Genomic DNA, 11985 nt, shown 5'->3' on the forward strand with positions numbered 1-11985 from the left:
GCCCACCCCCACAGCCCAGCCGTCGACCGCACCCCGTCCCGGGCATATCGTGGTATTCGCGACATGGCGCGACGGCTCGGAAGGGGGTCGTCATGGTCGAGGAGCTGGTGACGGTGGCCGCGGCGGTGGGATCCGCCGGGGTGGTGTACGTCGTGGCGGCGGCGCGGATCGTCAAACAGTACGAGCGCGGCGTGGTGTTCCGGCTGGGGCGGCTGATGGGTAAGCCGCGCGCCCCCGGTTTCACCATGGTGATCCCCGGTGTCGAGCGGCTCCGCAAGGTCAACATGCAGATCGTGACCCTGCCGGTGCCCGCGCAGGAGGGCATCACCCGGGACAACGTGACGGTACGGGTCGACGCGGTCGTGTACTTCAAGGTGGTCGACGCGGCCAGCGCGGTCATCAATGTCGAGGACTACCGTTTCGCCGTCTCCCAGATGGCCCAGACCTCCCTCCGCTCGATCATCGGCAAGAGCGATCTCGACGATCTGCTGTCGAACCGGGAGAAGCTCAACCAGGGGCTTGAGCTGATGATCGACAGCCCGGCCGTGGGCTGGGGCGTGCAGATCGACCGTGTGGAGATCAAGGACGTCTCACTGCCGGACACCATGAAGCGGTCCATGGCCCGCCAGGCGGAGGCCGACCGCGAGCGCCGGGCCCGCATCATCAACGCGGACGCCGAGCTGCAGGCGTCCAGGAAGCTCGCCGAGGCGGCCCAGCAGATGGCCGGCACTCCCTCCGCCCTCCAGCTCCGCCTCCTGCAGACGGTGGTGGCGGTCGCGGCCGAGAAGAACTCCACGCTGGTCCTCCCCTTCCCGGTGGAACTGCTGCGGTTCCTGGAACGGGCACACCCGGAGCAGCCGGAGCAGCCACCCCGAGCCCCGGCGCCCGAGGCGCGGACGCCCGAAGAACAGCGGCCGCCGACCGCGGCACAACCACCCGGCATCACCCCCGTACCGCCGGAGCCCGACGGAGTGACGTCGTCGCGCAGGGAGTGACGGCTTTCCTGCGGTGTGGTTCCCGGGACCGGAACCGCGTGATACACACAGGCGGGTCACATCCTGTCCGCCAGCAGGAAGGTTGCCCCCACATGTCAGTGACACGACGTCAGATGATCGCCCGCTCCGGTGCCCTGGGAGCGGGCATCGCGTTCACCGGCTCCCTCTCCGAACTCTTCGCGGGCACGGCCGCCGCGCAGGACCTCGGCCACTCCGGTTACGGCCCGCTGGTCCCCGACCCTGACGGTCTGCTCGACCTGCCGAAGGGATTCCGCTACAAGGTCCTCTCCCGCGAGGGCGACCAGCTCCGCTCCGGCGAGGGCAAGGTGCCCAGCAACCACGACGGCATGGCCGCCTTCGCCGGTGGAAACGGCCGCGTCCGCCTGGTCCGCAACCACGAGAACCGCTACAACGGCAAGATCGGCGTCCCGACCGTCAAGGGCCTCACCTACGACCCGATGGGCAAGGGCGGTTGCACGGCCCTCACGCTCGACCGTCACGGCAAGGTGCTCGGCGAACGTGTCGCGATCGCGGGTACCGCGGTCAACTGCGCGGGCGGCCCCACCCCTTGGGGCACCTGGCTGACCTGCGAGGAGACCGAGGACAGAGCGGGCACGAACGGCTACACCAAGGACCACGGCTTCATCTTCGAGGTGGACCCGGCCGACCCGCACCGCTCCGGGGCCGTCCCCCTCACCGCGATGGGCCGCTTCCAGCACGAGGCGATCGCCGTCGACCCGCGCCGCGGCATCGTCTACGAGACCGAGGACGCCTTCGAGAAGCCCTTCGGCCTCTTCTACCGCTTCCTGCCCAAGAAGCCGCAGGGCGGGCTGGGTTCCCTGCGCGCGGGCGGCCGGCTCCAGGCGATGCGGGTACCCGGGGTGCCGGACCTGTCCTCGATCCAGGAGACCGGCGCGAGCTTCGACGACATCGAGTGGGTGGACGTACCGGACCCGCTCGCCGTCGAGACCCCCATCCGCTTGCAGGACTTCGGCAAGAAGGGCATCACGCACGCGCAGAAGCTGGAGGGCTGCTACTGGGGCGGCACGAGCGTGTACTTCGTCTCGTCGTTCGCCCGCAGCGCGGAGGGCTCGGCCGCCGACCACTACGGCCAGATCTGGCGCTACGAACCGTCGAAGCGCCGTCTGACCCTGGTGATCGTCTTCGGCCCCGACACGGACGTCCAGCTCCCCGGCGAGTCCCCCGACAACATCTGCCTCGCCCCCAGCGGCGGCCTCATGGTCTGCGAGGACGGCAACGGCGCCCAGCACGTCTACGGTGTGACGCGCCGGGGCGAGGTCTACGCCGTGGCCCGCAACGCCCAGAACATCGGCACCCCGGACGCCCCCGAGTGGGGCGAGTTCGCCGGTGTCGCCTTCTCCCCGGACGGCGGGACGATGTACGTCAACTGCTACTCGCCCGGTACGACGTTCGCCGTCACGGGACCGTGGCGCAGGGCCTGAGTGACGCGCCGGCGAGCGGCACGCCCCCAGGGGCGCCGCTCGCCTCCCGGGTGGATCGACAGGCCAGGGGTACTCGGGGCCCATGGACAGCAACCGGGGTTCGTACTGGACCGAGACGGCGCCGGGAACGGCGTACGCGCCGCTGGGCGGGGACATCGACGTCGATGTGGCCGTGGTGGGTGCGGGGATCGCGGGGATCAGCACGGCCTGGGAGCTCGCACGGCGGGGGCGGAGCGTGGCCGTGCTGGAGGCCGGGCGGGTCGCCGGTGGGGTGACCGCGCGGAGCACCGCCAAGGTGAGCGCCCTACACACGCTCGTGTACGGGAAGCTGCTGCGGACCCGGGGTGCCGAGGGAGCGCGGCTGTACGCGCGCTCGCAGGCCGCGGCCGTCGACCGGGCCGCCGAGGCCGTCGAAGAGCTGGACATCGCGTGCGACTGGGAGCGCCGGAGCGCGTACACGTACGCGCCGAGCGCCGACGGAGTGGCCGGCATCCAGGCCGAGGCCCGGGCGGCCCGGGAGGCCGGGCTGCCCGCCGAGTACGTGACCGGGACACCGCTGCCGTATCCCGTCGCCGGGGCCGTCCGCGTCACCGGGCAGGCCCAGTTCCACCCCCGCAAGTACCTGCTCGCGCTCGTCGGCGATCTGGCCCGGCGGGGCGGTGTCCTCCACGAGCACACGCCCGTCGTCGGGCTGGAGGAGGGCGAGCCGTGCCGGCTGACCACCGAGGGCGGAGCGCGCGTGACCGCCCGTGATGTCGTCGTCGCCACGCACTACCCCGTCTTCGACCGGGCCCTGCTCTTCACCCGGCTCTCCCCGCGCCGCGAAGTCGTCGTCGCCGGGCCCCTCGACGCGGGCCAGGACCCCGACGGCATGTTCATCACCCCGGACGGGGGCCTGCGCTCCGTGCGCACCGCGCCCCACGGCGAGGACGGCAAGCGGCTGCTCCTGGTGACCGGCGAGTCCTTCACTCCCGGCAGCGGCGACCCCCGGGAACACTTCGAGCGGCTCTCCGACTGGGCCCGCGAGCACTTCCCCGGCGTCGGCCTCACCCACGGCTGGGCCACCCAGGACAACGACTCCACCGACACCGTGCCCCTCGTCGGCCCTCTGCACCCGGCCGCCCGGCACGCGTACGTCGCGACCGGCTTCGGTGGCTGGGGCATCAGCGGCGGCATCATGGCGGGCCGGCTCCTCGCCGATCTGATCACCGGCGAGCGGCCTCCGTGGGCCGATCTGTACGATCCGCGCCGCCTGAGGTCCGTCGTGCGCGAGGCACCGGCGTTCCTGCGCCACCAGGCCACCGTCGCACGGCACTTCGTCGCCGACCGGGTCCACCCGCCCGAGTCCGTCGACGACATCGCGCCCGGCGAGGGCGGCCTCGTCCGCGTCCACGGCAAGCGCTGCGCCGTCCACCGAGACGACGGCGGCAACCTCCACGCGGTGTCCGCCCGCTGCACCCACCTCGGCTGCCTCGTCGCCTTCAACTCCGCCGAACGCGCCTGGGAGTGCCCCTGCCACGGCTCCCGCTTCGACATCGACGGCAAGGTCGTCGAGGGGCCCGCGACGCGTCCGCTGGAGCAGCGGGACGTCTGAGTGCCGCCTCCGCCCCGGTGGCATCCGCCTGAGCGACCGTCCGCGCGAGTGACCAGGCGAGCCGATAGCCGATTCGCACCTTTTGAGCACCTACGTTCATTCGATGATCACTTTTGTACGGCGACTCGGCTCCCTCTGCGCACTCGGCCTCCTGGGCACAGCCCTCACCACGGGATGCGGAACCTCCACGGACACCTCCCGTGCCGTCGCCCGCCCCTCTCCGCCCGGATCCTCCCGGCCCGGATCCTCCCGGCCGCCCACCATGGCCCCCGGACCCGCCGGCCTGACCCCCGTCTTCGAGAACGGCCCCCGCAGCACCCGCGACAGGACGGTCGCCCTCACCTTCGACGCGGACATGACCGCGGAGCAGGGAGCACTGGCCGCCGCGGGCAAGCGGTTCGACAACCCCCGGCTCATCGCGACCCTGCGCCGCCTCAGGGTTCCGGCCACGGTGTTCATGACCGGGCGATGGGCCGAGGAGTACCCCGCCCAGGCCCGGTCCATCGGACGGGACCCGCTGTTCGAGGTCGCGAACCACTCGTACAGCCACCACGCCTTCACGAGCGACTGCTACGGCCTGCCCACGCTGCCGGCCGGGCGGATGCGGGCGGACGTCGACCGGGCCTTCGAGGCCTTCCGGAGGACGGGCGTTCGGGACGTGCTGCCGTACTTCCGGTTCCCGGGCGGCTGCTACGACCGCCGGGCCCTGAAGGCGCTGGCCTCGGCCGGGGTGACCGCCGTGCAGTGGGACGTGGTGAGCGGGGACGCGTTCGCGACGGACGCGGAGGAGGTGGCACGCCAGGTGCTGGACGGGGTACGGCCGGGGTCCGTGGTCGTCATGCACTGCACGTCCAGCGCGGCTCCGGCGACCGAGCGGGCCGTACGGATCGTCGTACCCGAGCTGCGCAAGAGGGGGTACCGGTTCGCGAGGGTGTCCGAGCTGGTCGCGGCCTCGGCGAAGCGCTGAGCCCGGTCCTGCGGGCCCTTACGCTGGACGTATGACCGACAGCGACTACTGCACGATCAGGGCGGAGGACACGCGCCCTCCCCGGGCCGACGGCCCGCCCTACGCCGAGTGCGTGCTGTGCCGGGAGCCGACCGAGTACCCGGAGTCGTACAAGGGCGTCACCCTGTGCCCGGTCTGCGAGTGGCGGGAGGCCGAGCGCACGGCGTGCTCCGGCTGACCGGACGTACCCTCCGCATCACCGGCGACTCGTCAGCGCGCAGGCCACCGCGGTCGCGGCTGCCGTGAGGAGGGCGGCCCCCGCCAGGGGCAGGACCGGCACCGGAACCGTACCCGTCTGCGACCCGCTGACCAGCGCGCTGACCGCCGCCCGTGCCGGGGACCCGGTGACGACGAGCGCCAGGAGCGCGCAGATGAGCAGCGCGGGCACCGCGCGCCCGGGCGAGCGGAGCAGCGGCCGGGTGGTGAGCGCGCCGACGGCCGTGCCGAGGAACGCGCACGCCAGCGCGGCGAGCAGTCCGGCGACACCGCACCGGGCCGCGGACACCCGTATCCGGTGATCGGCGCTCGTCGGGTCGCTGATGAACGTGACGACGACCGTGGCGACCGCGCCGAGCGCGACGGCCGCCACCAGCGCGACGGTCACACAGGCCAGGTGCGCCCGCTCCGGCCCGGCCACCGCGGCCACACAACTGCGCGCCGCGGACGGCTCGTTGGTGGCGCAGATCCGGACCAGCCAGGCGGCGACCGGCAGCAGCGCGGCGGCGGCCCAGCCGAGCGAGTCCAGTACGGGCTGCCCCTTCTGCACCCCGATCCCGAGGAACGCCGCGTAGAGGATCACGGGGGGCAGCGCCCGCTGGGAGCGCAGCAGCAGCGCGGCCTGGTAGCGCAGGAGGGCGCTCATCGGGAGCTCTCGGTTTCGCAGGCCTGAGCGGTCCGGGGCCCGGGCACACGGACTCGTACGGCCTCCGGCTCCACGCTCAGCACATGCCACGGCGGCCGGGCCGTGAGCAGCGCCCTGAGCAGGGCGTCCGAGCGGGACTCCGGGACGTCGAACCGGTGTGCGTCGCCGCCCTCCACCGCTTCCACGGACACGGCGAGTTCGACGGCCTCGGCGGGCGGCTCGGCCGTCCGCGGGCCGTGCGGCCCCTGTGCCCGGACGGTCACGTACGGGCCGTCGGCACCCGGATGCCCTTGTCCCGTACGGGACTCCAGAGCGCCCTCGCTGACGGCGTACGTCACGTCCGGCATCCCCGCCAACCGCCGCGGGTCGTGGTCGACGAACACCACCGTGCCCCCCGCGGCCGTGCGTTCGGCCACCGCGCGGTCCAACTCGCCTCGGGCGAGAGCGTCCAGGCCGGTCCACGCCTCGTCGAGAACCAGCAACCCAGGTTCGGCGAGCAGGGCCTGGGCGACCGCGACCTTCTGGCTGCTGCCCTTGGAGAGTTCCGACATCGGCGTACGGGCGTGGTCGGCGGCGCCGAAGCGTTCCAGCCACTCGCCGGCGGCGTCGGCGGCTTCCGGGCGGGACAGACCGTGGACGGCGCCGAGGTGGGTGAGGTACTCGGCGGCGGTGAAGGGCAGCGCGGCGGGGAAGCGTTCGGGGACGTACGCCGTGCGCGGCCGCCCGTGGATCCGGCCCTCCGTGGGCGCGTCGATACCGGCGAGCAGGCGGAGCAGTGTGGACTTGCCGGTGCCGTTGGCGCCCTCGATCCGGATCAGCGACCCCGGGGCCACCTCCAGGTCGACACCGCGCAGGATCCACGGGCCGCGGCGCCCGTAGCGGCGGCCGACGCCCTCCATCCGTAACCGGGCCGGTTCCCGGTCCCGGTCCCGTTCCCGTACCTCACGTCCCATGCCTCCCATCCTCGTACGGACGTACGGACGCGCGCAGGGGAACGGATCTTCCGCCTGGCAGACTGGGGTGCGTGACGACGAGTGACCACCCCGGCGAACCGCAGGACAGCCCTTTCGGCGTCGAGCCCCTTCCCCGTGACGAGGCGCCGCAGTTCGTGCTGCCCCTCGTGGCGCGGATCGAGCGGGCCGCTCCCCCGGCCCGTACGGACGCGCTGGAGACGGCGGCCCGCGCGGTGCTGGTCCTGCTGAGCGACGAGCGGTCGCTCGGGGACGGGGAGTGGGCCCGGGCCGTGCGGGACTGGCAGGACGCCCGGATCCGCAAGGTGGTCCGCCGGGCCCGTGGCGCGGAGTGGCGCCGCGCCGGGGCGCTCCCCGGGATCACGGTCACGGGCAAGTCCGCGGAGGTACGTGTCTTCCCTCCCGTCCCCCTGGACGGCTGGCCCAGGGACCTGGCCCGCCTCCAGGTCTCCGGCACGGACCTCGACGACCCGGAGCCCCCGGTCGACGCGGATCTCTCCGCCCCCGTCCTCTGGATGAGCCCGGAGGTCGGCATGTCGGCGGGCAAGGCCATGGCCCAGGCGGGCCACGGCGCCCAGCTGGCCTGGTGGGAGCTCTCCGACACGGACCGCGCGGCCTGGCGCGACGCCGGCTTCCCTCTCGCCGTCCGCACCGCCGCACCCGGCCGCTGGAGCCACCTGACCACCTCCGGCCTCCCGGTCGTCCGGGACGCGGGCTTCACGGAGATCGCCCCGGGTTCGTGCACCGTGGTGGCGGACCATCCCGCGCTGCGCTGAACCCCCGTCCGGGTCCCCGCCGCCTCGGTGACCACGGCGAACGCCTCCGGGCTCACATGTCCCGAGCGGCTTCTGAGAATCCTTTGAACAATGTGACCGCCCGGTACGTATCTCCCTGCACTGGCCAAGTAACAGTTTCCAACGACCAGTTGGTTTCCCACCGGGAGGCTCATTTGCGGCGCATCAACGGATCGCTCATCGCCAGTCTTGCCCTCGTCGTCACCGTCGGAGCGCTGGCGTTCCCCGTGTGGTCCTACGCTGACCGGTCGGGTACCGGACAGGCGAACATGTCGGCAAGCATGGTCAACACGAAGTGGGGGCCGCTGACGGCCTCCGACCGGGACCTGATCGAGCGCGTGCGGCTGGCAGGACTCTGGGAGCTGCCGGCGGCCGAGATGGCGATGAAGAAGTCGAACAGCGCGGCCGTCAAGGAGGCGGCGGACCACCTGATCGTGGGTCACGAGGACCTCGACAAGCGGGTGCGGACCGTCGCGACCCAGATGGGCATCACGCTGCCGAACCAGCCGAACGCGCAACAGCAGGGCTGGCTGCAGCAGATGCAGGCGGCCCAGGGCGACGAGTTCGACAAGACCTGGGCGAACCTGCTGCGCTCCGCCCACGGCAAGATCTTCCCGGCCATCGGAGCGGTACGGAACCAGACCCAGAACACCCTCGTGCGCCAGCTGGCCTCGGACACCAACCAGACCGTGCTCGACCACATCACGGTCCTGGAGAAGACCGGAGCGGTCGACTTCGACGCCATCGCCAACGGCACGATCTGACGCGTCCACGGTGACACCACGGCAGAGACCGGCGGCCCTCGAACGGCCAGGGGCGACCAAGCCCGCACGCCGCCGGTACCTGCCCCGCACCTGAGACGTGTCAACCACCACGGCCGGCTGAACATCCCGACCGGCGCGTACGTACCTCTTGGCACTGGCCAAGCAACAGTTCCCAACGACCAGTTGGTTTCCTCCGGGAGGCTCATTTGCGACGCTCCAAGGGCTCCGTCCTCGTCGCCCTGGCGATCGCCGGCACGCTCGGCGCACTCGCCTACCCCGTCGTCTACTCGTACCCGAACCGCAACGCCGCCGCGGACGCGGCCGCTGCGGCGCTCCAGGGAGAGACGGTGACCACACAGTGGGGGCCCCTGACCCCCGCCGACAAGGACCTGATCATCCGCGTCCGGCTGGCGGGACTGTGGGAGCTGCCCGCGGGGCAGCAGGCGCTGGAGCGCGCCACCAGCCCGGCGATGAAGGAGGCGGCGAACCACCTCATCGTGGGCCACAACGACCTCGACAAGCGGGTGCGCATCATCGCGGCGAAGCTGGGCGTCACTCTGCCCAACCAGCCGAACGCGGACCAGCAGGGCTGGCTGGACCAGATGACCGCGGCCTCGGACGCGGAATACCCCCAGGTGTGGGCGCAGCTGCTGAGGTCCGCGCACGGCAAGATCTTCCCCGCCATCGCGACGGTACGGAACCAGACCCGCAACACGCTGGTCCGTCAGCTGGCCTCGGACGCCAACCAGACGGTGCTCGACCACATCACGATCCTGGAGAAGACCGGAGCGGTCGACTTCGAGGAGATAGCCAACGGTTCGGTCAGCGGGACCGCCAGCCCCAGCGGCCCACCGCCGCCGGTCCCCGGCCAGCTGGCGCCCTCCGCGCCCGCGGCGAGGCCGAGCACCAACCCGGATGTCCAGTCGACACCCTCACCGACGACGCCCGGTCTGATCCCGACCGGCCGTCCCGACCCGGAGGAGCTCAACGACGACCAGGGCGAACCCGCGGTCGCGGGGCAGTGAGCGACGAAGGACGGGAAGACGAAGGACGGGAAAGCGACGGCAGAGGGCCGGGGCCCGGGAGACCGCCACAAGCTCAAATGTTCCTCTGAAGGTCCCCTCCGAGGGGTTCGCCCCGGAACACCGGGGTCATGACTCCGTCACGCCGGAACACAGGCCGCCGCGAGGAGACGATCCGCAGGGTGCTGGATGCCGTGACCGACGTGACCGAGGAGGGGACGACGATGAAGCAGCTGGGGACGGGTATCGGGTGGCGGCCGGAGATCGCCGACGCCGTGGAACGCATGGCCGGAGCCGGTACGGGGGCCGGTGACGGGACGGGTGGCGGGACCACCGCCGGTATCGACTGGGTCGAGGTCGTCGCGGAGAACGTCTGCCCCGGCCATCTCCCCGAGTCGCTCACACGGCTGCGCGAGAGAGGCGTCACGGTCGTACCGCACGGCGTCTCGCTCGGCCTCGGCGGTGCGGACCGGCCCGACGAGGACCGGCTGCGGGCGCTGGCGGAGCGCGCGGAGGAGCTGGGCTCACCCCTCGTCACGGAGCACATCGCGTTCGTACGGGCGGGCGGCCCCCTGACGGCGTCACCGGCGCTGGAGGCGGGCCATCTGCTCCCCGTCCCGCGCACCCGGGACGCGCTCGACGTCCTGTGCGAGAACGTCCGTATCGCGCAGGCGGCCCTGCCGGTGCCGCTGGCCCTGGAGAACATCGCGGCCCTCATCTCCTGGCCGGGCGAGGAGATGACGGAGGGCCAGTTCCTCTACGAGCTGGCCGACCGCACCGGGGTCCGGCTCCTCATCGACGTGGCGAACCTCCACACCAACCACGTCAACCGGGGCGAGGACCCGGCCAAGGCGCTCGACGAACTCCCGGTCGAGGCCATCGCGTACGTCCATGTCGCGGGCGGTTTCGAGCGCGACGGCGTCTGGCACGACAGCCACGCCCACCCCGTCCCCCAGCCGGTCCTCGACGTCCTGGCGGACCTGGCCTCCCGGGTCACCCCACCGGGAGTCCTCCTGGAGCGCGACGAGAACTTCCCCGAACCGGCCGAGCTGGAGCGGGAGCTGACGGCGATCCGGGACACCGTACGGCGGGCGTCGACCACACGGGCGGGAGCGACCGCCGGCAAGGGAGCGGCAGCGGCCGGAGCGCGCTACCTGGACGCGCCCGACGACATTCCGTCCACCGCCCCCGCCCGTCAGCGGCTCGGGCTCGCGCAGGCCGCGTTGCTGTCGGCGCTCGTGGCGGGGACGCCCGTGCCCGAGGGGTTCGACCGGGTGCGGCTCGGTGTGCAGGCGCGGGCGCTCGGCGCGAAGCGGGCGGACGTGGTGGCGAAGGTGGCGCCGGAACTGCGCGGGATCCTCGGGGAGTCGTACCGGCCGGCCTTCCTGACGTACGCGCACGGGCACCCGATGTCCGGCGGTTACCGCCGCGACGCGCTGGACTTCGCCGAGCACCTGCTGCTCGCCGGGCGGCCCGACGACGCCGAGGTGCGGCGGCGGCTGCGCGAGTGGTGGCTGGACCGCTCGGGCCCCGCCCCGCGCTCCCAGCGCCCGACGGCACGTCTGGCCCGCGCCACCCGACGGGTGCTGCTCCGCCGCTGAGCCTCCTGGGTGCGCGCGGGCAACGAATCGGGCCAGATGTGCCGCGAATAACAACACGCCGTCACCCCACGGCCAGGCTCACCATTTCTCTCACTTTCGGGCATCCCGTCCCCCTATCCCCGTACCCCCGTAGGCGGTCAATTCCGACGATATCAACCCATCCCCCTCTTGCGGCAGTTGATGTAGACCGGGCAGTAACATGCCAGTCTGCATGTCAACCCGCACTAGCGTGCGGTGCCGCAACAGGAGGCACCATGCGAGCCAGGAACCGCAGCGGACCGATCAGTGGGACAGGACTGATCGTCGCCGGACTGACGGCGACCCTCTTCGCGCTGATCTTTCCGATCTGGTCGTACGCCGACCGCTCCGGCACCGGCGTGAGCACCCTGAACGCCTCCACGGTGTCGACGCGGTACGGTCCGCTGTCCGGTCTGGACCGGGAGTTCATCACCAAGGTCCGGCTGGCCGGGCTGTGGGAGCTGCCCGCGGGGCAGCAGGCCCAGCAGAAGGGCACCGCCAAGGCCGTGCACACGGCCGGCGAGCACCTCATCGAGGGCCACACCTTCCTCGACACCCGTGTCCGCAACGTCGCCGCTCGCCTCGGCCTCCAACTGCCCAACCAGCCCACCGAGGAGCAGAAGGCATGGCTGTCCGCCCTGACCGCGGCTCAGGGCGAGGAGTACGACCGGGAGTTCGCGAACATCCTGCGCAAGGCGCACGGCAAGGTCTTCTCCGTGGTCGCCCAGGTGCGCGCGAACACCCGTAACTCCCTGGTCCGCGATCTCGCGGACGACGCGAACACGACCGTGCTCGACCACATCAAGGTCCTGGAGGCCACCGGGCTCGTGGACTTCGACGCCCTGGCCCAGGACGCCGCCTCCGCGAGCACCCCGCCCATGACCAGTTCCCCCGC

At 72.3% G+C, this 11985-nt stretch carries 12 protein-coding genes; 10 read left to right on the plus strand and 2 right to left on the minus strand.

What is annotated here, in order from left to right; all coding sequences use genetic code 11:
- Positions 1-92 precede the first annotated feature (92 nt).
- The 5 genes from FNH04_RS30355 to FNH04_RS30375 all read left to right on the plus strand — a co-directional run bounded on the left by FNH04_RS30355 (position 93) and on the right by FNH04_RS30375 (position 5236).
- Positions 93-995 (plus strand): slipin family protein, encoded by a 903-nt coding sequence (locus FNH04_RS30355; RefSeq protein ID WP_152788979.1) that lies wholly within the window; start codon positions 93-95, stop codon positions 993-995.
- Between the two features lie 92 nt (positions 996-1087).
- Positions 1088-2458, plus strand: a complete 1371-nt coding sequence (locus FNH04_RS30360) for a PhoX family protein (protein ID WP_152788980.1) — start codon at positions 1088-1090, stop codon at positions 2456-2458.
- Between the two features lie 82 nt (positions 2459-2540).
- Entirely contained in the window at positions 2541-4052 is a 1512-nt protein-coding gene (locus tag FNH04_RS30365; protein WP_152788981.1) for an FAD-dependent oxidoreductase, read from the plus strand.
- A 103-nt stretch (positions 4053-4155) separates the two neighbouring features.
- On the plus strand, positions 4156-5019 hold the full coding sequence (locus FNH04_RS30370) for a polysaccharide deacetylase family protein (RefSeq protein WP_152788982.1): 864 nt from the start codon (positions 4156-4158) through the stop codon (positions 5017-5019).
- A gap of 31 nt (positions 5020-5050) precedes the next feature.
- Entirely contained in the window at positions 5051-5236 is a 186-nt protein-coding gene (locus FNH04_RS30375) for a hypothetical protein (RefSeq protein WP_152788983.1), read from the plus strand.
- An 18-nt stretch (positions 5237-5254) separates the two neighbouring features.
- Here the strand turns inward: FNH04_RS30375 and FNH04_RS48030 are convergent, their stop codons facing one another.
- Together FNH04_RS48030 and FNH04_RS48035 are read right to left on the minus strand one after the other, a co-directional pair.
- On the minus strand, positions 5255-5920 hold the full coding sequence (locus tag FNH04_RS48030; RefSeq protein ID WP_228031704.1) for an ABC transporter: 666 nt from the start codon (positions 5918-5920) through the stop codon (positions 5255-5257).
- Entirely contained in the window at positions 5917-6819 is a 903-nt protein-coding gene (locus FNH04_RS48035) for an ABC transporter ATP-binding protein (protein WP_386575924.1), read from the minus strand. The genes FNH04_RS48030 and FNH04_RS48035 overlap by 4 nt, the downstream gene beginning before the upstream one ends.
- A 125-nt stretch (positions 6820-6944) precedes the next feature.
- On the opposite strand from FNH04_RS48035, the gene FNH04_RS30385 reads away from it, so the two are divergent.
- The 5 genes from FNH04_RS30385 to FNH04_RS30405 all read left to right on the plus strand — a co-directional run.
- Positions 6945-7667: a peptidyl-tRNA hydrolase gene (locus FNH04_RS30385; protein ID WP_322724266.1), complete on the plus strand. Its 723-nt coding sequence runs from the start codon at positions 6945-6947 to the stop codon at positions 7665-7667.
- A 173-nt stretch (positions 7668-7840) separates the two neighbouring features.
- Complete coding sequence (locus FNH04_RS30390) at positions 7841-8449, plus strand: DUF4142 domain-containing protein (protein ID WP_152788984.1); 609 nt, start codon at positions 7841-7843, stop codon at positions 8447-8449.
- Between the two features lie 206 nt (positions 8450-8655).
- Positions 8656-9474, plus strand: coding sequence for a DUF4142 domain-containing protein (locus tag FNH04_RS30395; RefSeq protein ID WP_152788985.1), 819 nt, complete (start codon positions 8656-8658; stop codon positions 9472-9474).
- Between the two features lie 221 nt (positions 9475-9695).
- Positions 9696-11072 (plus strand): DUF692 domain-containing protein, encoded by a 1377-nt coding sequence (locus tag FNH04_RS30400; RefSeq protein ID WP_152788988.1) that lies wholly within the window; start codon positions 9696-9698, stop codon positions 11070-11072.
- A 254-nt stretch (positions 11073-11326) separates the two neighbouring features.
- The coding region (locus tag FNH04_RS30405; RefSeq protein ID WP_152788986.1) for a DUF4142 domain-containing protein at positions 11327-11985 on the plus strand (659 nt) is incomplete at its 3' end.

Origin of the sequence: Streptomyces phyllanthi (assembly GCF_009377205.1) — a bacterium.
GTDB lineage: Bacteria > Actinomycetota > Actinomycetes > Streptomycetales > Streptomycetaceae > Streptomyces > Streptomyces phyllanthi.